Source organism: Jiella flava, assembly GCF_017349315.1.
In the GTDB taxonomy this organism is placed as follows: Bacteria; Pseudomonadota; Alphaproteobacteria; order Rhizobiales; family Rhizobiaceae; genus Jiella; species Jiella flava.
In genome coordinates this window covers 45,594-69,541 of record NZ_JAFMPP010000008.1, presented here as the reverse complement: position 1 = coordinate 69,541, position 23,948 = coordinate 45,594, and the positions used below count along the sequence as shown (strand labels likewise).

The following is a 23,948-nucleotide window of genomic DNA, read 5'->3' as shown; positions in this document are numbered from 1 at the left end:
AGATTCAACGACGATGAAGACGACGATTACGCCGACCCGCTCTGCGGTCGAAGCGTCTGCGGCGGAAGCCAACGGGCTTCCCGAGTGGAACCTCGCCGACCTCTATCCGGCGATGGACAGCCCGGAGCTGTCGCGCGATCTCGATAAAGCCCGCGCCGACGCCACGAGCTTTCAGGACCGGTGGCGCGGCAGGCTCGCGGACGAGGCGAGCGCCGGGCAAGGCCAGCTCGCCGAGGCGATCACGGCCTATGAAAGCCTCGAAGAGCTGCTCGGCCGGATCATCTCCTATGCCGGTCTCGTCTATTCCGGCGACACCTCCGATCCGACGCGGGCGAAGTTCTATGGCGACATCCAGTCCGATGTCACCGACATCGCCTCGAAGCTTCTGTTCTTCACGCTCGAACTCAACCGCATCGACGACGCGGTGATCGACGCGGCGATGGACCGCGATCCGGCGCTCGCCCATTACCGCCCCTGGCTGGTCGATCTGCGCAAGGACAAGCCCTACCAGCTCGAGGACCGCGTCGAGGAGCTGTTCCACGACAAGTCGGTGACCGGCGCCGGCGCCTGGAACCGGCTGTTCGACGAGACGCTGACCTCACTGCGTTTCACCGTCGACGGTGAGGACATGGCGCTCGAAGCCGCGCTCAACATGCTGCAGGATCCCGAACCGGAAAAGCGCCGCAAGGCCGCCAACGCGCTCGCCAATGTCTTCAGCGCCAATCTCAGGGTCTTCACCCTGATCACCAACACGCTGGCCAAGGACAAGGAGATTTCCGATCGCTGGCGCGGCTTTTCCGACGTCGCGGATTCGCGCCATCTCGCCAACCGGGTGGAGCGTGAGGTGGTCGACGCCCTGACCGAGGCCGTCGCCGAAGCCTATCCGCGCATCTCCCACCGCTATTATGCCATGAAGGCGAAGTGGCTCGGCGTCGATCAACTCGAATATTGGGACCGCAACGCGCCGCTGCCGGACGCCAAGCGCCGCGACATCCCCTGGGACGAGGCCCGCTCGACGGTGTTGTCGGCCTATTCGGGCTTTGCGCCGGAAATGGCCGAAATCGCCGAGCGCTTCTTCGACAATTCCTGGATCGACGCGGCGATCCGTCCGGGCAAGGCGCCGGGCGCCTTCGCCCATCCGACGGTTCCGAGCGCCCACCCTTACGTGCTGCTCAACTACATGGGCAAACCGCGCGACGTCATGACCCTCGCCCACGAGCTCGGCCATGGCGTGCATCAGGTGCTCGCCGGACGGCAGGGCGCGCTGATGGCGCCGACGCCGCTGACGCTGGCCGAGACCGCGTCGGTGTTCGGCGAGATGCTGACCTTCCGCTCGCTGCTCGATCAGGCCAAGACCGACGCCGAACGCAAGACGCTGCTCGCCTCCAAGGTCGAGGACATGATCAACACGGTGGTCCGGCAGATCGCCTTCTACCAGTTCGAGCGCCGGCTCCACACCGAGCGGCGCGCAGGTGAATTGACGGCCGAGCGGATTGGCGAGATTTGGCTTGAGGTGCAGGGCAAGAGTCTTGGTCCGGCAATCCGTCTCGGCGACGGCTACGAGACCTACTGGACCTATGTGCCGCACTTCATCCACACGCCCTTCTACGTCTATGCCTATGCCTTCGGCGACTGCCTGGTGAACTCGCTCTACGCCGTCTATCGCACTTCGGAGGCGGGTTTTCAGGAGAAGTATTTCGCCATGTTGAAGGCTGGCGGCACCAAACACCATTCGCAGCTTCTGGCACCGTTCGGCCTCGATGCCTCCGACCCGGCCTTCTGGTCGAAGGGGCTGGCGATGATCTCCCGCTTCATCGACGAATTGGAAGCGATGGACTGAGCCCCACCGCATCGGCAAGAATGCTGAAATTGCCGAAGAGGTCGCCTGCCCGGCGGCCTCTTCTTTGGTTTTCGCGCGCGCCTGCCGCGAAATCGGGACATTTGCTTGCCATCCCTCAGCGTCCCCTAGTTTTCCTGCAACCGCAACGGAAAGGAGCCCTCATGCGAAAACTCTTGGCCGCCGCCTTTGCACTCTGCGCGTTGGTGATGGTCGGTCCCGCCACCGCCCAGACCCCGCCAAACGCCCTGATCGTCGGTCAGATCGCAGAGCCGAAATCCCTCGATCCGCAGGCCGTCACCGCGACCAACGACTTCCGCATCCTGGTCAATCTCTATGACGGGCTGGTCCGTTTCAAAAAGGGCACGCTTGAGGTCGAGCCGGATCTCGCCAAGAGCTGGGACATCTCCGACGACGGCACGACCTACACCTTCCACCTGCGCGAGGGCGTGAAGTTTCAGGACGGCACGCCGTTCAACGCCGAGGCGGTCAAGTTCACCTTCGACCGGATGCTCGACAAGACCAATCCCTATTACGACACCGGTCCGTTCCCGCTCGCCTTCTTCTTCTCGCAGGTGGACACGGTCACCGCGAAAGACGACAACACCGTCGTCTTCAAGCTAAAGGAACCGTTTGCGCCCTTCCTTTCCAATCTCGCCTATCCGACCGGGCTGATCGTCTCGCCGGCGGCGGTCAAGCAATACGGCAAGGATTTCGGCCGGCACCCGGTCGGCACCGGCGCGTTTAAATTCGCCGAATGGGATCCGAACACCAAGGTCGTCGTCACCCGCAATCCCGACTATTGGGGCGGCCCGCCGCAGCTCGAAGCGGTGGTCTTTCGGCCGATCACCGATGCCAACACCCGTGTCGCCGAGATGCTCTCGGGCGGCATCGATCTGATGGTCGAGGTGCCGCCGGACAGCCTGTCCCAATTCAAGCAGAATTCCAGCTTTAAGGTCTACGAGGCCGCCGGCCCGCATCTCTGGTTCCTGATCCTTAACACCAAAGAGGGTCCGTTCTCCGACAAGCGCGTCCGCCAGGCGGTGAACTACGCCATCGACAAGAAGGCGCTGGTCGACAACGTTCTCCAGGGCACCGCAACGATTGCCGCCGGCCCGATCCCACGCGCCTTCGCCTGGGCCAATGACGGCTCGGTGAAGCCCTATCCCTACGATCCGGAAAAGGCCAAGGAGCTGATCCGTGCCGCTGGCGCCGAAGGCAAGACGCTGACCTTCTACGTTGCCGAGGGCGGCTCGGGCATGCTCGATCCGGTGGCGATGGCCACGGCTATCCAGGCCGATCTGAAGAAGGTCGGCCTCAACGCCCGGATCCAGACCTACGAGTGGAACACCTATCTCGCCAACGTCAATCCGGGTCTCAAAGGCAAGGCTGACATGGCCGAAATGGCCTGGATGACCAACGACCCCGACACGCTCCCCTTCCTGGCGCTGCGCACCGATGCCGCCCCGGACAAAGGCGGCTTTAATTCCGGCTATTATTCCAACCCGGACGTCGACAAGCTGCTCGATGAGGCGCGCCGCGTTACCGACCGCAATAAACGCGGCGAACTCTATGAAAAAGTTCAAAAAATTGTTCATGATGATGCGCCCTGGGCGTTCATCGCCAACTGGAAGCAGAACGCTGTCTCAACGGCGGCGGTCAAGGGCTTCGAGCTTGAGCCGTCCTTCCTCTTGAACCTCAAGGACGTGACCAAGGAGTGAGGGTGGTGCTCGTCCCGGCACCGCTTCTCTGGCAACGCAGGCCGCGCCGCCTGATCCGGAGGCCGGCCCTCCCACAACGGATGCAACGATGACCGCGACCGTTGCCAAGCGGCTCTTGACCGCGATCCCGGTGCTGTTCGGCCTGTCGATCATCGTCTTCCTGATGATCGCCTTGATCCCCGGCGATCCGGCAACGGCGATCCTCGGCTCTTACGCGACACCGGAAAACGTTGCTCGGCTCAACGCTTCGCTGGGCCTCGATCAGAGCCTGCCGCAACAATATCTCGCTTGGATCACCGGCGTCCTTCACGGCGATTTCGGCCGCTCCTACGCCCTCAACCGGCCGGTCATCGACATCGTTCTGGAGCGGTTCTCCGCCACTCTGCTTCTCGCCGGCGCGTCGCTGCTGCTCGCCACCGTCTTCGGCCTCCTCGCCGGCATCGTCTCGGCGGTGCGGCAGTTTGGGTTGGCCGACAAGGTGATCACCCTGATCGTCCTGATCGGGATCTCGATGCCGTCCTTCTGGCTGGGATTGCTGCTGATCCTGTTCTTCGCGGTCAAAATCCGGCTGTTTCCGGCGAGCGGCATGGTCGCGATCTATGGCGGTGGCGGCCCGCTCGACATCCTCCACCACCTCGTCCTGCCGGCCGTCACCCTCGCCCTCGTCGCAACCGGTGTAATCGCCCGGCTGACCCGCACCGCGATGCTGGAAGTTCTGCGTCAGGATTATATCCGCACCGCCAGGGCCAAGGGTCTGACCGAGCGCCGCGTCGTCTATCGCCATGCCTTCAAGGCGGCGCTGGTCTCGATCATCCCGGTCATCGGCATTCAGGCCGGCTTCGTTCTCGGCGGTGCCGTCTATGTCGAGACGGTCTTCCAGTGGCCGGGCATCGGCGCCATGCTGGTCAACGCCATCTCCCAGCGCGATATCCTTCTGGTCCAGGGTGGCGTGCTGGTCGTTGCCGCCGCCTACGTCCTCTTCAACCTCCTCGCCGATATCTGTCAGACCCTGCTCGATCCGAGGCTGAAATGACGAGCGCCGCCGCCGCCGCCGTCACGGCCGAAAGCCAGCCGCGCCGCGAGCGCCCCTCGACGCTCGCCCTGCTCCTCAACAATCGCCTGGCGGCCGCCGGCCTGGTGGTCCTCGGCCTGGTCGTCGGCGCCGCATTGGCCGCGCCGATCCTGCCGCTCGCCGATCCGAACGCCACCGATCCCGCCCATCGACTCGCGCCGCTCTTTGCGCCCGCCCATCTCCTCGGCACCGACGCGCTCGGCCGGGACATTCTCTCGCGCCTCATCTGGGGCACCCGCGTCTCACTCGCCGTCGGCGTCTCCGCCTCGCTGATCGCCGCGGTCGTCGGTTCAGCCATCGGCCTCGTCGCCGGCTATGCCGGCGGGCGGAGCGACCAGATCCTCATGCGTCTGATCGATCTTTTGATGGCCTTTCCCTATATCCTGCTCGCGCTTGCCATCGTGGCGATCCTCGGCCCGGGGCTGATCAACGCGCTCTACGCGATCGCCATCGTCAACGTGCCCTTCTTCGCCCGCAATATCCGCGGCATCACCGTCGGCCTTGCCCGGCGGGAATTCATCGACGCGGCGCGGCTTTCGGGCAAGGGTCCGCTGCGGATTCTGTGGTCCGAGATCCTGCCGAACGTCCTACCGACCATCGTCATCACCCTGTCGACCACCGTCGGCTGGATGATCCTCGAAACCGCCGGGCTCTCCTTCCTCGGCCTCGGCGCCCAGCCGCCCCAAGCCGATCTCGGCTCGATGCTCGGGGACGGGCGCAAGGTCATGTTCACCGCGCCGACCATCTCGCTCGTCCCCGGCCTGATGATCTTCCTGATCGTGATCAGCATCAATCTGATCGGCGACGGCATCCGCGACGCCCTCGATCCAAGGCTGCGCTCCGGCGCGCTCGCCCGCCCCTCCTTCCGCACGGCGATCGCCGAACCGCTCGATCGCCCAACCGCCCCGCTCGACGCGGCCGCGACGCTCGACGTGAAGGGCCTGCGCACCGATTTTCGGATGGGGCCCGAGATCTATCACGCCTGCGGCGGCGTCGACCTCACCATCGCGCCCGGACAATGCCTCGGCCTCGTCGGCGAATCCGGCTCCGGCAAATCGGTGACGGCAATGAGCCTGATGGGCCTCGTGCCCTCGCCGCCGGGCATCGTCACCGGCGGGACGATCGGCTTTCGGGGCGAAGATCTGGCGACGGCCAAGAACGAGCGTATCCGCACCTTGCGGGGCAGTGCGATCGCCCATGTCTTCCAGGATCCGCTGGCAACGCTCCATCCGCTGTTCTGTGTCGGCGATCAAATCGTCGAAGCGATCCGCGCCCATCAACCATTGTCGCGCAGCGAGGCAGAGGGCAAGGCCGAGGAGTTGCTGACGCTCGTCCGCATTCCGAACCCCGCCGAGCGCATGAGGGCCCTGCCCCACGAATTGTCCGGCGGCCTGCGCCAGCGCGTCTCGATCGCCATGGCGCTCGCCAACGACCCCGAGCTGATCATCGCCGACGAGCCGACGACGGCGCTCGACGTGACGGTCCAGGCCGACATCCTGCGCCTGCTCGATACGCTGCGGCATGACAGAAAGCTGGCGGTGCTGTTCATCACCCATGATTTCGGCGTCGTCTCCGAAATCGCCGATCGGGTGGCGGTGATGTATGCCGGCAAGATCGTCGAGACCGGACCGACCACAGCCGTGCTCGCCGATCCCGCCCATCCCTATACGCGCATGCTGATCGATTGCGTGCCGGTGATGGGCGAGCCCGAGCGCCGGCTCGATGCCGTGCGCGGCCGCCCACCGGCGGTCAACCAGCTGCCGGCCGGCTGCTCGTTTGCCGCGCGCTGCCCGCGCGTCGAGCCGGATTGCAGCACCGGTGAGATTGTGCTCGACGAAAAGCGCAATGGCCTTCAAGCGCGCTGCCTTCATCCGCTCGAACCAGGAGAGACACTGGCATGACCGCCGTCAGCGACGCTCGGCTTCTTGAGGTCCGCGATCTGTCACGCCGCTTCGGCGGCGGCCGCACGCTGTTCGGCGTAAAGAAGCCGCAGCTGACCGCCGTCGGCGCCCTCTCGCTCGATCTGCAGAAGGGCGAGACCCTCGGCATCGTCGGTGAATCCGGCTGCGGCAAGTCGACCCTTGCCCGGCTGCTCGTTGGGCTCGACCGGCCGAGCGCCGGTACGATCCGCCTCGATGGCGAGGACCTCGCCGCCGCCGGACGGCGTGCGGTTGCGGCCAAAGTCCAATATGTCTTTCAGGATCCGGTGTCCTCGCTCAATCCGCGCCACACCATCCGCGCCATCCTCGAAGCGCCGATGCGCCATCTCCTTGGCCTTGGCAAAGCCGAGCGTGCGCGCCGCCTCGACCAACTCATCGAGGACGTCAATCTGCGACCGGAATTCCTCGAACGCTATCCGCACGAATTTTCCGGCGGCCAGGCCCAGCGGATCGGCATCGCACGGGCGCTGGCGGCCGATCCGGACGTCGTCGTTCTCGACGAGCCGGTCTCGGCCCTCGACGTCTCGGTGCAGGCGCAGGTGCTGAACCTCCTCGAACGGCTGAAACGCGAGCGCGGCCTGACCTATGTCTTCATCAGCCACGATCTGGCGGTGGTCGAAAGCGTCTCGACCCGCGTCGCGGTGATGTATTTCGGCGCCCTCGTCGAAACCGCCCCGGCCCGGGCCATCTTTGCGGCGCCGCGCCACCCCTACACCCGGCTGCTGATCGATTCCGCGCAGATTCCGGGCCGCCAGCGAGCGCCGAAGTCCGGCGGCAGCGGCGAACTTCCCGATCCCTACAATCCGCCGCCCGGCTGCGCTTTCGCCCCTCGCTGTTCGCGCGCCGAGGAGATATGCGGCGAGGCCATGCCAGGGCTCGAAGCCAGGTCCGGCGACAGCCAGCACCATGTGGCGTGTTTCAACCCCATTCCGTTAGCTGCCCACAGCTGAGTCAGGACCTGGAAACTTGTATCAGTTTTTCAACTCAAGATTCTTTTTGACAGTATTACAATCTTAAGGTATTATTAGTGGCAAAGAACTCATGTGACGATATGGAGGATTTCGCCATGGCTCTGCTGTCCGCCTTTGAAATCGTTGCAGAAAATCTCGTCCCGCAAGGAATTTTACCGCCGGACGCCAGCAACCCTTTTCTGATCCAGGGCTATTGGGTCGAGATCTCGCTGGCACTGGGCATCACCTCTGGCAGCTTCAACATCGTCTTCCAAGAGACGACGGATTTTACCCAAGGAAAGGGACAGTCTTCGCTCAACGCTCAATACATCGACGCAAAAGGCGAGGCGAATGTTTACCCAGACTTTTTCGCTTCAGCGGAACGTGGGTTTCTGAACCAGTCGATCTACGCGGGACAAACGCTGATTTATGGCGTGCAGTGCCTGCCGTTTGGACCAAGCCAACAAGGTCAAGATTTAGAGATTCCGCAAAGCGGCACCGGTTGGCGGGGTACGGTGCAGGTTGATGGCGTACGGCCGAACATGTTGATCGCGACGCCAACCCAAAGGCTCGTCTACTATCGGCGATACGACAAGCAGTTCCGGTACTTCGTTGATGCCACCGTCTATCCAGTCCCGACCTTCAGTGGCGGGACGATGATCTGATGGAAGAAAGCCAGCTGAGATTGCCCGGATCGCCGCATCCAAAGTCTGACGATACAACCGCGATCTTAACCCGGCCAGCACTCACGGTGGCTTAATGAGTGGATATGCGGAAATACCAAGCGACCCAGTCCTGATGACGCTGGCCGGCATAGCATACGGGAATCCGGGGCGCATTCCCAGTTATCTTGCCGAAGCCGCGGCGCTCGGTGGTGCTTGGTCGCTGCAATGGATGCCAAGCGCTAGCGACGCCGCGCCACCCAATTTCGCCTTTGCGGCTCGCGACCACGACACAGACGTAGTCGTGATCGCCATTCGCGGCACCTATCCAAATCCGTTGTCGCCGGCCTATTGGTCAGATACGTCTGAGGATAGCCCGTTCGGCGATATGGTCTCCTGGCCAAATGTCGGAGACGCAAAGATCGGCCACGGCACGGCCGAAGGGCTGAAGCGACTGATCGCGCTTGTCGATGACGACGGCGTATCCCTGGAAGACTTCGTCGCCGCTTTACCGGCCTCGACCGCCGTCGTCGTGACCGGCCACAGTCTTGGCGGCACTTTGACGCCTGTCCTTGCGCTGGCTTTGGCCCAGGCCGACCCGACGCGATTAATCTCAGCAACCAGCTTCGCGGGCATGACACCCGGCAACGCGGCTTTCGCGAATCTCTTCGGACCTGGAACCCGTCTCGATGGCAGAGTGCGCCGTGTCTACAATACCCTCGACACCGTGTCCTATGGATGGGACCGGGTTCTCGAAACTCGCGGATTTTACGAACCGTCGCCGAAGGGCGGGACGATCGTCGACGCGTTCTTACTGGCGACAGCCCTGCGGTTGATGACCGGGGATTACGACTACACGGCGGTCGGCCTGCCTGTGCCATTGCAGGGAACGGTGCGGCCCGACCAGCCCAGTTGCACCCTGATCGCTTATGTCATGGAAAACCTGCACCAGCATCTGCCGAACACCTATCTCAGTCTGCTCGGCGCGCCGCCGTTGCCATTTTCGATCCTCTTCGGAACGATCGTTGCAGACCGTCAGGACGACACCAACGCGTCCGAAGCCGAGAAGATCCTGCCTATCACCTATACACCCGCGGCCTGAGCATAGACCCGGCCGCCAGACACGAGGCGAAGAGATCTGACTATACGAAAACGGTGAGGAAGCACCAAGCTTCCTCACCGTCGTTACACAGGAGCAGACACCCTTACAGCGTGCCGTTGCGCTGCTGGATCATCATGAAGGTGTCGAAGGTATATTCCGGCAGCTGCGCCCAAAGATAGGCGTCGCGTTTGAAGGCGAGCTGATTGTCGTAGATCTTCTTGAAGCTCGCATTCTTCGCCGAAATATCGCCATAGACGCCCAAAGCCGCGTCGTAGGAGGCCTGCATGATCTCCTGGCTGAAGGCGCGCAGCTTGGCGCCATCCTTGACCAGACGCTTGATCGCCTGCGGGTTCTTGTAGTCGTAGGACGCCAGCATGTCGCAGTTCGCCGCCTGCGCGGCGGTCTTCAGCAGCGACTGATAGGACTTCGGCAGAGCCTCGAACTTGTCTTTGTTGATGAAGACGGCGACGGTCGGGCCGCCTTCCCACCAGCCGGGATAGTAGTAATAGGGCGCGACCTTGACGAAGCCGAGCTTCTCGTCGTCATAGGGGCCAACCCACTCGGCGCCGTCGATCACGCCCTTTTCCAGCGACGGATAGATATCGCCGCCGGCGATCTGCTGCGGCACGACGCCGAGCTTCGACATGATCTGCCCGGCGATGCCGGCGATGCGCATCTTCAAGCCCTTCATGTCGTCGAGGGTCTTCAGCTCCTTGCGGAACCAGCCGCCCATCTGGGCGCCGGTGTTGCCCGCCGGAAAGCCGACGAAGCCCTGGGTGGCGTAGAACTCGTTCATCAGGTCGACGCCGCCGCCGTAGTAATGCCAGGCGTTGGTCTGGCGGGCGTTGAGGCCGAACGGGATCGCCGCGCCCATGGCATAGGTCGGATCCTTGCCGACATAGTAGTAGGGCACCGTGTGGCACATCTCGACGGTGCCCGAGGAAACGGCGTCCGCCGCCTGCAGGCCAGGAACGATCTCGCCGGCCGCGAAGACCTGGATCTCGAAATTCCCGTCGCTCGCCTCGCGAACATATTTCGCGATGGTTTCGCCGCCGCCATAGATGGTGTCGAGCGACTTCGGGAAGGACGAGGTGAGGCGCCAGGTAATCTTCTTGTTTTCCTGGGCGATGGCCGGGGCCGCGAGCGTCGAGGCGGCAGCCGCGCCGGCGCCGATACCGGCCTTGGTGATGAATGTACGACGATCCAAAATAAACTCCTCCCAAAGATGACGGGCCTTGCGTCCAAGAACTTTCGTCCGAGAACAGGAGCAAGACCGCGTGCGGCAGCGATCCGCTCCGCCGCGTTCGAAATGTTTAGCCTCGCGATCCCGCGAAGGAAAGCCTACGAACGGGTGAGAAGGCACCGGGGCGTCAGACCCCTCTTCCGGGGCCGAGGGACAGCGGCTAAAGCATTGGCAGACAATCGACGTTTCGAACCACGGCGCTCTATCGGGCGTTGACTGCAGCGCGAAAAGGCCGACCATGCCGCACGCCCCGATCCTCGTCGCCGTCCCCGCCGACGTCCGTGACTTCGAGCGCTATCGCTGGCACGCCAGCCCAGACACCTATCTGAACGCGCTGACCCGCGTCGCCGCAGCAACGCCGATCATCGTGCCGGCGATCGCCGAGGAAATCGACATTGACCTGATCCTCGACCGGGTCGACGGCGTGCTGACCACCGGCTCGGCTTCGAACGTGCACCCGGCGCTCTATGGCAGCGAGCCGGACCCCACCTTCGAGCCCTATGACACGGCCCGCGACGCGCTCACGCAGCGGCTGATCCAGGCGAGCGTCGCGCGCGGCATTCCGCTGATCTGCATCTGCCGCGGCCACCAAGAGCTGAATGTCGCCTTCGGCGGAACACTCGCGACGGAGATCCAGGAGATCGCGGGACGCATGGACCACCGTGCCATCACCCATGACGACCAGCGCGAGCGCTACGCCACCCGCCACGAGGTCGCGCTCAGCGGTGATGGCCCGCTCGCCGCGATCGTCGGCCAATCCTCGATCCGCGTCAATTCGCTGCACCGTCAGGCGATCGACCGGCTCGGCAATGGCCTTGCCGTTGAGGCACGCGCGCCGGACGGCACCATCGAGGCCGTCTCGGTCAAAGGCGCGCAAAGCTTCGCGCTCGGCCTGCAGTGGCATCCGGAATATTGGGCCGAGAGCGACGCCCCCTCGGCGGCGATCTTCAGGGCCTTCGGCGACGCCTGCCGGCGCTATCGCCAGTCTCGCGGCTGATGCCCACAAGGCTCAGAGCGCCGCCAGCGCGCCGCCGAGCAGGCCGATGCCAAGCAGGGTCATCACGCTCGCGCCGGTCAATTCGATCAGATAGCCGACGAGAACGGCGCGCTGGGCATGACGACCGGCGCGCTCGATCGCGCCGCGCCCGACAACTGCGAGCGTCGCCAACGCTGAAACGGTGATCGCGGTGCCGAGCGCCATGGCGAAGACCGAGACGAGACCGCCGAGATAGAGCTCGTTGAGCAATGCGAAGGTCAAGACGACAACGGCGCCGGCGCAAGGCCGGAGCCCAACGGCGAAAACGGCCGTAATCGCGCTTTTCAAGGTCATTTTGCCGTGCAGCGTGTCCGGCTGAGCGATATGCGAGTGGCCGCAATCACAGACCTCCGCCCCGCCTGACCCGCAGACGTCGCCGGGCGCCAGCGCCTCGGCCGCCGGCATCGCATTCGCCCGCAGCTCGCCAGGCGCCGCAAAGGCCAGCGCTCTCACGGCGCCACCGGCGCCGGTCCGCCGCACGGGCCCCCGCGACAAGCTTGACCGGAGTTTTGCGACCGGCCGATAGTGGCGCTGCAGCTTCCAGCCGACCTTGAACAGCAGCAGCAGCCCAAACCCCGTCACCAAAAGATAGGAGACGATTTCCAGCCAGTCGGTCGCGTCGGTCATCGACAGCGCCGTGCCGCGCAGAAGATACCAGCCGGCCCCGACGACGAGAAGCGCCGTCATCGCCTGCACCAGTGACGATGCGAAGGCCAGCGCCACGCCGCGTTTCAGTTCGGCCCGGCTCGCCAGCATGTAGGACGCGATCACCGCCTTGCCGTGGCCGGGCCCGGCGGCGTGGAAGATGCCATAGAGAAATGACAGGCCAATCAGGAAAGTCAGCGCGCCCTCGCCCCGCTTCAGCCCGATCAAGGCCTGGCGGAGCGCCGTAAAAAACGCGCGCTGACGTATGCCGATTTCGACGAACAGCCCGCCCAGAAACCCGCCGCTCGGCGCGGTGGCGACATCCGCCGTGCCGATGCCGATCGACGACTTGGCAATGGCCGGATCGACACTGGCGCCGATCGCCGCTGCAAGCAAAAGGCCCCCGGCCATCAGGCCGGCGATCCTGCGGCCCTGCCCAGTGTCGGCACGCCGTCTGCTCAGCTCGGACGCGAACATGAGACCTCCAACCGGGTCGCCAGGATATCGGCAAAGGCGTTCGCCTGATCCTGCGGCACCTGTTCGTCGACGCCAAGGCCGGCGATCTTCTCCATCCAGGCTTTGGCAGCCTGATCTTCATCCGGCACGTGGATCGCCTTCCTGCAGCCCGCCGGCATGTCGACCAGCTGAAAATCGTCGGCACCTTTGAAATCGAAGGCCACGAAAAAGCTCTCGTCGAAATTGGAAACCTTCACCGTCTGACGGGTCAGATCGACCGGCCGGGTCACCGGCATCTCGAAAAAGAAGATCAGCTGACCGTCCTCGAACAGCGTGTGCAGCGTGTCCGGCGGCGTCAAAGCGATGGCCTTCCCATCGACCTCGGCGAAGCTGTAGAAATTCCACTCGGCGATCGATTTGCGCACGGTCTCGCCGACCGCGTCGAGTTCGTCGGGATCGAGCACACCATTGGCGTTCTTGTCGAAATCGACCACCACCGAGGAGGAGAACAGCTCGTCCATCCGCCAGACGTTGCGCAACGCCGTGAACATTCCCTGGCCATTGCCGACGATCTCGACATGCGGCTCGACGAAGACATGCGGATGGGCCTTGGCTGCACCTGCCGCCGAGACGGCTCCCAAGACGATCGATATCCCCAACAGGCGTTTGACCACTGGCGCCCCCTCTTCTTGCCATTGCGGCAAGACGAAAAAACCATGGCCGAAGTGAGGTCTGAAGACCAGCATCCGACGCATCGACAGGCCGGCTTGGCGCAAGGTTTTCTGGCTGGAGCGAAAGCTTAAGGCGCAGCAACACGTGGCGCAGCCCCACCAGTTCACTTGCATTGGCGATGACTGCCAGATCGGCCGAAGCTCACAGCGCGTCAGCGCTCGACGATCACCTCGGCGCCGACATGGACGCGGTCGTAGAGATCTTTGACGTCGGCATTGCGCATCCGAAAACAGCCCGATGACGCGGCGCGGCCGATCGAATGCGGGGAATTCGTGCCGTGGATCCGGTAGGATGTCCAGCCGAGATTCATCGCCCGTTCGCCCAGCGGATTCTTCGGCCCCGGTCCGACGGAATCCGGCAGATCGGGATGTTTTTCGCGCATATCGGGCGTCGGCACCCAGGTCGGATGCGGCCGCTTGCGCGACACCCAGCTGCGCCCGAACCACTGCTCGCTCGGCCGCCCGACGGCAATGTCGTATTCCAGCGCCTGACCATTGCCGGTGAGAAGATAGAGCTTGCGCATCGCGGTCTTGATGACGATCGTTCCCGGATCGGCATCGACGTCAATCGTCGCCTCCCGCGGCCCATCCTTGGCGAAGGAAGGGGCGGCAAGCAAACTGGCAAAAAGACCGATCGCAAGGATTGCGGAAAGAGCGTGGCGCATGCCGCAAACCTGACACGCCACGCGTGAACACGCCGTTAAAACCTCGGTGAGCCAGCGGCGCCTTGATTCTCGCGGCCGCCGCCTCCCGGCTTCGGGGACGACGATGATGACGCGGTGAAGCTGGGCGCGCGCGAATAAGGCCAGCGCGTCGCCGTCCCGCCAAACCCGCCTCAGGCGTTCTGCTGCGACGCGGCGGCGTTCACGACCGATGGCGGGCGAGGCCGTTCACCGGCGCCGTGGCGGTTGCACTTCTTGAACCACTCGGCAAGAAAGTCGACGAAGACGCGCACCCGTGTCGGCAGGTGGCGGCGATGCGGGAAGACGGCGTAAATGCCGGCTTCGCTCGACATATATTCGTCGAGCACCCGCACCAGTCGTCCACTCTCCAGATCGTCGCGCACCACGAAGGACGGGCTGAGCGCAAAGCCGAGCCCGGCGATTGCGGCAGCGCGCACCGTCACCGGGCTGTTGGCGGTGAACTGGCCGGAGACGGCGACGGCAATCTGCTCGTCGCTCTTGGGATCCTTGAACATCCAGTGCGAGAACATCCGCGAGTTCGAATCGATCACCGCCGGGAAGTTCATGATATCGGTCGGATGGCTCGGCCGCCCCAGCCGCTTGACCAGCTCGGGGCTTGCGACGATGGCAAAGTCGAGCGAGGCCAGCCGGCGGGCGATCAGCGCCGAATCATTCAGCCGGGTCATCCGGATCGCGACGTCGAAACCCTCCTCGACCAGATTGACGAAATTGTCGTCGAGATGGATGTCGAGGCTGATGTCCGGATGGGTCTTGGCGAAATCGACAAGGCTAAGACCGAGCTGGGCGTCGCCGAAGGTGCGGGCCGCCGAAACGCGAATGCGGCCCTTAGCTTCGCCCGTCGCCTCGCGCGCCTCCTCGTTCAAACTTTCGAGATCGGCGAGAATCGTTGCCGCCCGGCGCACATAAACCTCGCCGGCTGCCGTCAGCGCGATCTGGCGAGTCGTCCGATTGATCAGCAGCACGCCGAGTTCGTCTTCCAGTTCGCGCACATATTTCGACAACAGCGCTTTCGAGCGCCCGGTCTTGCGGGCCGCCGCGGAAAATCCGCCGTTTTCGATCACCGCGAGAAAAGCTCGCATCCGCGTCAGCGTATCCATGGCCCGAGCATGCTCCAAGCTTGCGCATTGTTGCCGCAATGACGCGGCGATGCTCCTTCCTTCAATGCTGCGCGGCAAAAATCAACCGCCCGCATCATTCGGCTCTTGCGTGTGACATCAACTCGGCATACATCGCCACCTGCCCCATGTCGCACGTGCCTGTGGGCGTCCCCCGGTCCTCAGATGCGAGGGTAGCCGGGAAGGTACCTGGACGTAACACACCCAGTCGATTTCGCGAGCCGCGCGATTTCGAGGACGCCTTGAAGCAACGACGGTTCGGGCCTTTCTAGTCTCTCCCGGTCTCCAAAGCCGGGAATACTGAAGAGGCACACCTTCCTTGCCTGAAGTGCGGCGGGTCCAAGCCCACCAAACCATGGCAGACGAAACCGGAATCTCGCGTTTTTCGCGCGGGCTTTCGATCAAGTCGCGTCGCGTTGGAAACGTTCCCGTGTGGTGATATCCATCGGGGCGGCTCCGCGTACGCTCCCTGTCGACCCTTTTGGTCCCACGGAGGCCCCCATGGTCACTCAGCGCATCCGCGATTTCCTCGCCACCCGCCGTCCCGACGGCCCGTGCCTCGTCGTCGATCTCGACGTCGTCGAAGACAATTTTCGCGCTTTCCGCCGCGCGTTGCCGGACTCCGCGATCTTTTATGCGGTGAAGGCCAATCCAGCCCCGGAAATCCTCAAACTTCTGGCCACGCTCGGCTCGAATTTCGACTGCGCCTCGGTTGCCGAGATCGAGATGGCGCTCGATGCCGGCGTCACGCCGAACCGCATCTCCTACGGCAACACCATCAAGAAGGAGCGAGATGTTGCCCGGGCGCACGAACTCGGCGTCTCGCTGTTTGCCGTCGATAGTGCCGAAGAGGTCGAGAAGATCGCCCGCGCCGCCCCCGGTGCCCGGGTCTTCTGCCGCGTCCTGACCAATGGCGAGGGCGCCGAGTGGCCACTGTCGCGAAAGTTCGGTTGCGTCCCGGCGATGGCCATCGACGTCCTCACCGACGCACAGCGTCTCGGCCTGAAGGCGACCGGCGTCTCCTTTCATGTCGGCTCCCAGCAGACCAACACCGAAGCCTGGGATTCAGCGATCGCCGACGCCAAATTCGTCTTCGACGCGCTGGCCGAGAAGGGCATCGTACTGACCCTCGTCAATATGGGCGGCGGCTTCCCGACCCGCTATCTGAAAGACGTGCCGGCGGCGTCGGCCTATGGCCAGGCGATCTTCCAGAGCCTGACCAAGCATTTCGGTAACCAGCTGCCGGAGACGATCATCGAGCCCGGCCGCGGCATGGTCGGCGATGCCGGCGTGATCAAGACCGAGGTTGTCTTGGTGTCGAAGAAGTCGAAGGCGGACGAGAACCGCTGGGTGTTCCTCGACATCGGCAAATTCGGCGGTCTGGCCGAGACGATGGACGAGGCGATCCGCTATCCGATCCTCAGCGACCGCGACGGCGAGGAGACCGAGCCCTGCGTTCTCGCCGGCCCGACCTGCGACTCGGCCGACGTGATGTACGAGAAGACCCCCTACCCGCTGCCGATCTCGCTCAGCGTCGGCGACGAGCTGTTGATCGATGGAACCGGCGCCTACACCACGACCTATGCCTCGGTGGCCTTCAACGGCTTCGAGCCGCTTCGGGCCTATGTGATCTGAGCCGTGCCGATGCTGCTGCTTCGACGATATCGACGACGACCAGGCGGGCGACGAACGCCCGCCTGACCCGGCGCGACAGCCCCTGACGCGATCGAGCATCGCAAGGGGTCGGCGCCGGGCAATTTCGCCCGCGCGCCAGGCCTCGTCTTCGGCCCGCATCTCTTCAACCTCCTGCTTTGCCTTTTGGGGAGGTTTTCATGACCGCTTTCGCTTCTAAAGCCACCTTCAGCGCCGCCGTGCCTTTCGCTGCAATCGTCGCGGAGACGCCCAGCCACGTCGCCGCACGCGAAGCGCTGCTCGACGCCGCCATGGGCCCGGGGCGCACGCGCAAGTCGTCCGAGGCGATCCGCACCGGCCGCCTGCCGGCGGAGGGCCTCGCCTTCTCGGCCCTCGCACCCGACGGCACGCTCGTCGGCACCGTGCGGCTGTGGAACATCGCCGCCGGCACGCGGAACGGCGGGTCTGTCGAGGCCCTGCTTCTCGGCCCCCTCGCCATCGCGCCGGATCGCCAGGGCACCGGCCTCGGCGGCTTGATGATGCGCCATGCGATCGCCGAGGCCGCCCGCCTCGGCCACGGCGCCATCGTGCTGGTCGGCGATCCGGATTATTATGTCCGCTTCGGCTTTTCCGCCGCCCAGACCGGCGCGCTGGCTATGCCCGGCCCGTTCGAGCCCCACCGCCTGCTCGCGCTGGAACTCTCCGCCCTCGCCCTCGACGCCGTCGCCGGGCTGATCACCGCCACCGGACGCTTTGCTCTCGACACCGTCGCGTCCCCTCCGGTCGTCGCAAAGGCCGCCTGAAACTCGAGCGTCCGGCACCCCGTTTCGAGCGCGCCGCGCGTCTTATAAAGCGTACGGCGCCACTCCCCAAAGGGGGCAAGACCGATCGGCCAGATGGCGGATTGCCGCCATGCAGAGGCACGCGATACCTACCCCCTTGGCTAAGAAACGCGGGCTGACGAGGCCGAATAGCCGTCTCGTGCGCGGCGACAATTTCCCATCTACTTCCGGTGCTGACTCGTGACGATCGATCGCGAGGCCACCGGAATGGATCGTTCGTGCCCCAGCTGTCTTCGAAGCTCGACATCGCCTCGACACTGCGCAAACTCGCCGCCCGCGTCGTCGATCATCGCGAACGGCTGACCAATGTGGCGCATCTGTTCACGGGCAATGTCCTCGCGTCGTTGCTGGCGCTTGCTGCCTTCGCCGTCACCGCGCGGGCGCTCGGCCCTTACGGCTACGGCCAGTTGGCGCTGATCTATGCCAGCGTCCAGCTGATCGAGCGGCTGGTCAGCTTCCAATCCTGGCAGCCGATCATCCGGTTCGGCGCCAATCTCGAGGGTGCCGCCCATCGGGAAAACCTGCGCGTCCTGTTGAAATTCGGAATGCTGCTGGACCTTGCTGGCGCCGTCTGCGGCTTCCTCATCGCCATGGCGGCGGGCGTCCTGCTCGCATCGCTCTTCGGCTGGTCGCAGGAGACCCACCATCTGTTCATGCTCTATGCGGGCGTCCTGTTGTTTCAACTCAGCGGCATGCCGACAGCGGTGCAACGGCTTGCCGGCAATTTCCGGCTTCTTGCCTACGGCCAATTGGTGACGCTGAGCGTCCGCGCCTCGCTCTGCGCCGCAGGGCTGCATTTCGGCGGCGGTCTCGGCTATTTCGCGCTGGTCTGGGGCGGCACGCAAGTCCTTGGCTCGATCACCACCATCGTCCTCGCCTTCATCGTGTTGCGCCGGCAGGGAGTGACCGGCATTCTCTCCGCCCCGCTCGCCGGCCTCACCCGGCGCTTCCCTGGCATTTGGCGCTTTGCCTGGTCGGCCAATGCCTCGCTGACGCTCTGGGTCAGCTCCCAGCAGCTCGATACGCTGATCGTCGGCGCGTTGGCCGATCCCGCCGCCGCCGGCGTTTATCACGTCGCCAAGCGCATCGGCCAGCTCGGCCAGAAGCTCGGCGGCCAAGTCCAGGCGGTGCTGTTCCCGGATGTGGCCCGGCTGTGGGGCAAAGGCGGCATCGGCGAGTTCAAGCGGGTGATCCTCGAAATCGAGATCATGCTCGTGGTTCTCTCCCTGACCATGCTGGCCGGCGTGACGCTGCTGATCAAGCCGCTGATCGTGAACACCGCCGGATCGGAGTTTCTTGCCGCCGCCCCTCTCGCCGTCGCCCAAATGGTGGCGGTGGTGCTGCTCATGTCGGGCTCTGTGGGACGGATCTCGCTGCTGGCCATGGGCCGGCAAGACGACGTTCTGCGCGCGGTGATCGCCGGCACCATCGGCTTTCACGCCGCCGCGTTCACCCTGATTCCGCTGGTCGGACCGATCGGCGCCGTGATCGGCCAGATCGTGCTCGGCACCATCTGGCTGAGCCTGATCGGTCTCGCCCTGCGCAACGCCCTCAAGAGCCGGACGAAGCCCCCTCACCTGTCGAAGGCGGCCACCGCATCGACCGAGGGCGGCCCGTTGCCCACCTCTCCCGCAATCCCCCTTTAGCCGGAGCGTTGAGATGAATCTTTCGTCGAAAATCTCGGCCGCCAGCGCTGGCGATGGCGAGGCCTGGCCCACCGATTGGGCCGAACTGGAGACGGAGCCCGGCGCGCCCCCAGTCTCTGCCCACAGGGCCAAGCGGGTCTGCTTTCCCTATGTCGGTGACGAGGTCGGCGGCAGCCATATCTCCTCTTTGAAACTGATCCGCAATCTCGATCGGCGCGATGTCGAACCACTGATCGTCCTTCATCGGATCGACGGGCCGCTGGCGCCGTTCCTGACCAAGGAGGGCTTTCGTTTCATCCATCTGCCGCTGCCCGCGCTGCTCGCGCCACACCGGCTCAGCCTCCCGCAACTCATGACCTTTGCCCGAAAATCGCTGCCGCTGATGCGCAGCTTCCTGCGCGAAGGGCGGATCGCCATCGTCCACACCAATGATGGCCGGATCCATGCAAGCTGGGGGCTCGCCGCGCGCCTTGCCCGGAAGCGAGTGGTTTGGCACCACCGCGGTGATCCCGATGCCAAGGGCGCCAATCTCCTCGCCCCCCTTTTGGCCGACCGGATCGTCACCGTCTCGAAATTCTCGCAACCCCGCCGCCCGCTGTTTCCGGTTCGCAAGCGGCTGGCGGTGATCCACAGCCCCTTCGACCATCCGGCGACACGGCCAGACCGGGAAACCGCGAGGCGCACGCTGCTCGCCGAACTCGATCTGCCGGAAGCGACCCGCATCCTCGGCTATTTCGGCGCCCTGATCGATCGCAAGCGCCCGCTGCTCTTCGTCGACATTGTCGCGCGGCTGAAGCGCGCCCGGCCCGATCTGCCGATCGTCGGATGCCTGTTCGGCGCGCCGGTCGAGAGCAATCTTGCGATCGAGCATCAAATCCGCCAGCGTATTGCAGCGCTCGATGTCGATGTGCGGCTGATGGGCTTTCGCCGGCCGGTGGAGCCGGCGATGGCCGCGACCGATGTCTTGCTCGTGCCGGCGGTCTCGGAGCCCTTCGGGCGAACACTGATCGAGGCGATGCTGCTCGAAACGCCGGTGGTCGCGACCGATCACGGCGGCAATCCGGAGGCGATCCGCGATGGTGAGACGGGCTTTCTTGTTGCCCCGGAAGACCCCGATGCCTTCGTCGAGCCGGTCGCGCAGCTGCTCACCGATCCTGCGCTCGCCGAGGCCATCACCGAACGCGCCCGCAGCCAAGCGTTGCGCCACTACGGCGTCGCCTGCCATGTCGACGAGATCATGCGGATCTACCGGAAACTGACGCCGGACGAGCGCGGCGGCAGCGCCGCCCCCGCCCGTTCGGCTTCCGCCAAGGCGAGTTTTTGACCCGTCAACGCTCCCGGCCAATTTCGTAAGGAGACCGTTTGCGATGCAAACGACAGATATCGACTTCGTCATCGTCGGCGCCGCCAAATGCGCCACGACCTGGCTGCAGCGAGCGTTGCAAAGCGACCCGCAGGTGGCGATGCCGGATCCCGAGCTGCATTATTTCAGCCGGCATTTCGAGCGAGGTCTCGACTGGTATCTCGATCAGTTTCCGAGCGGGGCCGCTGATCGGCTGACCGGGGAAAAATCAAATTCCTATCTCGATACGCCGCAAGCGCCCGCCCGCGTTCACGCCGCCCTGCCCCATGCACGGCTGATCGTCCAGTTGCGCAACCCAATCGAGCGCGCCTATTCCGACTACTGCATGCTCTATCGACGTGGCGAAGTCGGCAGCGACATCACCCGCTATCTCGATCCTGACAGCGCCACCAAGCGCCGCTTCCTCGACGACGGCCTCTATTATCGCCAGCTCGAACCCTATCTCGAACGCTACCCGCGTGAGCGTCTGCTGATTCTGCTCTACGATGACATGCTGCGGACGCCGCAGGCCCATCTCGACCACGTCCGCAGCTTCCTCGGCCTTGCCCCCCGCGCTCTGCCGGCCGCCAGTCGCAAGAAAGTCAAAGACCGCACCGAGCCGATGCTCTCGCCGTCGCTGCGCCGTCTGATGCAGCCGATCCGACCGGCGATCGAGCCATTCCGCAAAACGCCGCTGTTCCGGGCGGTGCGCCGTCAGGTGGTGCGGGAGATCGCCTATCCCACCTTTCCTTTGGCACTGCGCAACCGGCTCGCCGGCTATTACCGGCCGGATATCGCCAAGCTCGAAGCGCTGATCGGCCGCGACTTAGCCCATTGGGCAGATCCAGCCGAAGCGGACACGCCTTTCGGGTTAATGGCAGACCAATCCCGCAAGACGGCTCATCAATACAGCTAGATCTGCCGCCCCAAGCTTCGGGAAAACGACCGAATGGGCACCTTAATCCAGGGCACGATCTCTCTCTTAATATCGCTACCGACCGCAGCGGCACGATCTGTCCTCAACTCCACTTACCGGCATCCCGCATCGGGGCGACACCACGTGCGAGCGATGCCGACAACCGATTGCTGAGGTTAGCGCATGACCTACGAGGTGCAGGGATCGCGTCGGAAGGCCCCCGAGATCGGATGGCACATGCTGCTGCTCTATGGCGCGGTAGCCACCAGCCGGCTTCTCAGCGGACCATCGACCCAGCCGTGGCCGCCACAACTAGGGCGGCACGAGGTGCTTGCCTATCTGAAGCGCCGCATCCGCCAGCGCCTGGCGGCCGTCATCGGCCATTCCAAACTCTACACCGCCGACATTGCGGCGGCAGCGCTTGCCTACACCCTGGCGGTCATCGTGCGGATCGGCATCGACGGCCACATCGCCCAGCCCCTAAGCACTGCCCATATCGCGGTCTTCGGACCCTATTTTGTGCTATGCGCCGCAATCCTCTTCCCAGCCACCTGCCTCTATAGTCGCAATTGGCGATACGCGACCGTATCCGATCTCTTCGGCGTGGCGCGGGCCGCCCTCGTCGTCACGCTCGCCTTTGTCGGCGTCCTGTTTGCGCTCGACGGCGTCGCCGGTTTTCCGCGCTCGATCGTCGTCATCGCGCTCCTCTTGCTGATGCCGATGCTGGTCGCCTTGCGGCTACGCTCGAAAGTCGAGGAGATGCGCAGCTTCGCTCCCAATCGCCGCGCTGTCGTCGAGGACGAAAAGGATCTCATCCCGGTGCTCCTGATCGGCGCCGACGATGGGGCCGACATCTATCTTCGCGCGCTGCAGCGCGATGACTCGAGCCGTCACCGTCCGGTCGGCATCTTGTGCAAGGATGCCCCGCAAGGCTCCAATCTGCGCGGCGTGCCGGTGTTGGGAACGCCCGGCGACTTTTCCGCCGTTCTCGCCGACCTCGAACAGCGGGACATGCGGCCCCGGCAGATCGTCGTCACCAATCCGGTCGCCGGCCTGACCGATCCGCAGATCAAGCGGGTGATGGAGACGAGCGACCGTCTCGGCATCGCCGTCTCGCGCCCGGCGCCTGCCGTCGAGCTGCGCAGCGGCAAGTCGACCGGAGCGATGGAGCTGCGGCCGATCGAGCTGACCGACCTGTTGGAACGGCCGCAAGCCGCGCTCGACAAGGAGGCGCTGCGACGGATGATCGAAGGCCGAAGGGTCGTCGTCACCGGCGCCGGTGGCTCGATCGGCAGCGAACTGACCCTGCAGATCGCAAGCTTTGCACCGACCGAGATCGTGCTGATCGAGAGCACCGAGTTCAATCTCTATCAAATCGATCTCGATCTATCGGAAAAGTACCCGGCGCAAAAGCGCGTCCCCTATCTCTGCAATGTCCGCGACAGGGCCCGCCTCGATGCCGTGTTCAGTGCCCATCGCCCTGAACTCGTCTTCCATGCCGCGGCGCTGAAGCATGTGCCGATGGTCGAGCTGAACCCTTGTGAAGGCATTTTGACCAACGCCATCGGCACGATGAATGTTGCGGAGGCGACGCGGCGCTACGGCGCCCTCGCCATGGTCCAGATCTCCACCGACAAGGTGGTCAATGCGACCAGCATGATGGGCGCGACCAAGCGGCTCGCCGAGCTTTATTGCCAGGCCCTGGATCTCAGCCAAAAGGGCAGCGAACGGCCGACCCGCTTCATGACTGTCCGCTTCGGCAATGTGCTCGGATCGAGCGGCTCGCTGATCCCGCTGTTCCAGCGCCAGCTCGCCCGCGGCGGCCCGCTGACCATCACCGATCTGGAGATGAAACGCTTCTTCATGACCATTCGCGAGGCGGTGGAACTGACGCTCCAGGCCTCCGCCCATGGGCTGGAACGCCAGCTCGGCCAAGGCGAAATCTTCGTCCTCGACATGGGCGAGCCGATCAAGATCGTCGACATGGCGCGTCGCATGATCCGCCTCGCTGGCTTGCGTCCGGATATCGACGTCAAGATCAAGGTGGTCGGCCGCCGGCCGGGCGAGAAACTGTTCGAGGAGCTGTTCGACGAGGACGAGGAGCGCGTCGCCTCGGCGGTTCCGGGCGTTCTTGGCGCGGTGCCGACACCGGTGCCGCTCGATGATCTTCGCCAGGCTTTGCAGGGGCTGGAACTCTTGGCGCGCGGTGGCAGCGCCGAAACAGCGCGCGACCGGATCGCCGGCCTCTTGCCGGGCTATCAGGCCGAGCCCGCCGCCCCGAGCCAATCGGGCGCCATGCACCTGCCGCAGACCGATTGGCCGCAGGCAGGAAGCGCGTCGGCCGTCGCCTGACTCT

The 23,948-nt window shown here is 64.5% G+C and carries 19 protein-coding genes; 14 read left to right on the top strand and 5 right to left on the bottom strand.

All coding sequences use genetic code 11. The annotated features are described in order from the left end of the window. Positions 1-13 precede the first annotated feature (13 nt). From J1C48_RS10770 to J1C48_RS10740, 7 genes are all read left to right on the top strand, one after another. Positions 14-1,840 carry a M3 family oligoendopeptidase gene (locus J1C48_RS10770; protein ID WP_207257850.1) on the top strand — a complete coding sequence of 609 codons (1,827 nt, stop codon included), beginning with the start codon at positions 14-16 and terminating at the stop codon, positions 1,838-1,840. A 161-nt stretch (positions 1,841-2,001) separates the two neighbouring features. Beyond that, entirely contained in the window at positions 2,002-3,558 is a 1,557-nt protein-coding gene (locus J1C48_RS10765) for an ABC transporter substrate-binding protein (RefSeq protein WP_207257849.1), read from the top strand. 88 nt (positions 3,559-3,646) lie between these two features. Next, positions 3,647-4,591 (top strand): ABC transporter permease, encoded by a 945-nt coding sequence (locus tag J1C48_RS10760; RefSeq protein ID WP_207257848.1) that lies wholly within the window; start codon positions 3,647-3,649, stop codon positions 4,589-4,591. Continuing rightward, complete coding sequence (locus J1C48_RS10755; protein WP_207257847.1) at positions 4,588-6,531, top strand: dipeptide/oligopeptide/nickel ABC transporter permease/ATP-binding protein; 1,944 nt, start codon at positions 4,588-4,590, stop codon at positions 6,529-6,531. The genes J1C48_RS10760 and J1C48_RS10755 overlap by 4 nt, the downstream gene beginning before the upstream one ends. Further along, positions 6,528-7,520, top strand: a complete 993-nt coding sequence (locus J1C48_RS10750) for an ABC transporter ATP-binding protein (RefSeq protein WP_207257846.1) — start codon at positions 6,528-6,530, stop codon at positions 7,518-7,520. Before J1C48_RS10755 ends, J1C48_RS10750 begins: the two co-directional genes overlap by 4 nt. A gap of 116 nt (positions 7,521-7,636) precedes the next feature. Continuing rightward, positions 7,637-8,185, top strand: a complete 549-nt coding sequence (locus J1C48_RS10745) for a hypothetical protein (RefSeq protein WP_207257845.1) — start codon at positions 7,637-7,639, stop codon at positions 8,183-8,185. Between the two features lie 133 nt (positions 8,186-8,318). Continuing rightward, on the top strand, positions 8,319-9,284 hold the full coding sequence (locus tag J1C48_RS10740; RefSeq protein ID WP_207257844.1) for a lipase family protein: 966 nt from the start codon (positions 8,319-8,321) through the stop codon (positions 9,282-9,284). A 103-nt stretch (positions 9,285-9,387) separates the two neighbouring features. Here J1C48_RS10740 and J1C48_RS10735 read toward each other — a convergent pair whose 3' ends face one another. Beyond that, complete coding sequence (locus tag J1C48_RS10735) at positions 9,388-10,491, bottom strand: TRAP transporter substrate-binding protein (protein WP_207257843.1); 1,104 nt, start codon at positions 10,489-10,491, stop codon at positions 9,388-9,390. A 274-nt stretch (positions 10,492-10,765) separates the two neighbouring features. On the opposite strand from J1C48_RS10735, the gene J1C48_RS10730 reads away from it, so the two are divergent. Next, complete coding sequence (locus tag J1C48_RS10730) at positions 10,766-11,524, top strand: gamma-glutamyl-gamma-aminobutyrate hydrolase family protein (protein WP_207257842.1); 759 nt, start codon at positions 10,766-10,768, stop codon at positions 11,522-11,524. 12 nt (positions 11,525-11,536) lie between these two features. Here J1C48_RS10730 and J1C48_RS10725 read toward each other — a convergent pair whose 3' ends face one another. From J1C48_RS10725 to J1C48_RS10710, 4 genes are all read right to left on the bottom strand, one after another. Further along, positions 11,537-12,619: a nickel/cobalt transporter gene (locus J1C48_RS10725; RefSeq protein ID WP_207257841.1), complete on the bottom strand. Its 1,083-nt coding sequence runs from the start codon at positions 12,617-12,619 to the stop codon at positions 11,537-11,539. Positions 12,620-12,666: 47 nt separating this feature from the next. Continuing rightward, positions 12,667-13,410, bottom strand: a complete 744-nt coding sequence (locus J1C48_RS10720; protein ID WP_207257840.1) for a DUF1007 family protein — start codon at positions 13,408-13,410, stop codon at positions 12,667-12,669. 137 nt (positions 13,411-13,547) lie between these two features. After that, complete coding sequence (locus tag J1C48_RS10715; protein ID WP_207257839.1) at positions 13,548-14,060, bottom strand: L,D-transpeptidase; 513 nt, start codon at positions 14,058-14,060, stop codon at positions 13,548-13,550. A gap of 170 nt (positions 14,061-14,230) precedes the next feature. Next, positions 14,231-15,196, bottom strand: coding sequence for a LysR family transcriptional regulator (locus J1C48_RS10710; protein WP_207257838.1), 966 nt, complete (start codon positions 15,194-15,196; stop codon positions 14,231-14,233). A 519-nt stretch (positions 15,197-15,715) separates the two neighbouring features. Between J1C48_RS10710 and odc2 the strand changes: the two genes are divergently transcribed. The 6 genes from odc2 to J1C48_RS10680 all read left to right on the top strand — a co-directional run bounded on the left by odc2 (position 15,716) and on the right by J1C48_RS10680 (position 23,944). After that, positions 15,716-16,849 carry an ornithine/lysine decarboxylase gene (gene odc2 / locus J1C48_RS10705; RefSeq protein ID WP_207257837.1) on the top strand — a complete coding sequence of 378 codons (1,134 nt, stop codon included), beginning with the start codon at positions 15,716-15,718 and terminating at the stop codon, positions 16,847-16,849. 197 nt (positions 16,850-17,046) lie between these two features. Next, positions 17,047-17,649: a GNAT family N-acetyltransferase gene (locus J1C48_RS10700; RefSeq protein ID WP_207257836.1), complete on the top strand. Its 603-nt coding sequence runs from the start codon at positions 17,047-17,049 to the stop codon at positions 17,647-17,649. A gap of 257 nt (positions 17,650-17,906) precedes the next feature. Next, on the top strand, positions 17,907-19,334 hold the full coding sequence (locus tag J1C48_RS10695) for an oligosaccharide flippase family protein (RefSeq protein WP_207257835.1): 1,428 nt from the start codon (positions 17,907-17,909) through the stop codon (positions 19,332-19,334). Positions 19,335-19,347: 13 nt separating this feature from the next. Then, positions 19,348-20,658, top strand: a complete 1,311-nt coding sequence (locus J1C48_RS10690; protein ID WP_207257834.1) for a glycosyltransferase family 4 protein — start codon at positions 19,348-19,350, stop codon at positions 20,656-20,658. Between the two features lie 43 nt (positions 20,659-20,701). Beyond that, entirely contained in the window at positions 20,702-21,592 is an 891-nt protein-coding gene (locus J1C48_RS10685) for a sulfotransferase family protein (protein WP_207257833.1), read from the top strand. Between the two features lie 183 nt (positions 21,593-21,775). Beyond that, positions 21,776-23,944 (top strand): nucleoside-diphosphate sugar epimerase/dehydratase, encoded by a 2,169-nt coding sequence (locus tag J1C48_RS10680; protein WP_231081702.1) that lies wholly within the window; start codon positions 21,776-21,778, stop codon positions 23,942-23,944. The last annotated feature ends 4 nt before the right edge of the window (positions 23,945-23,948 follow it).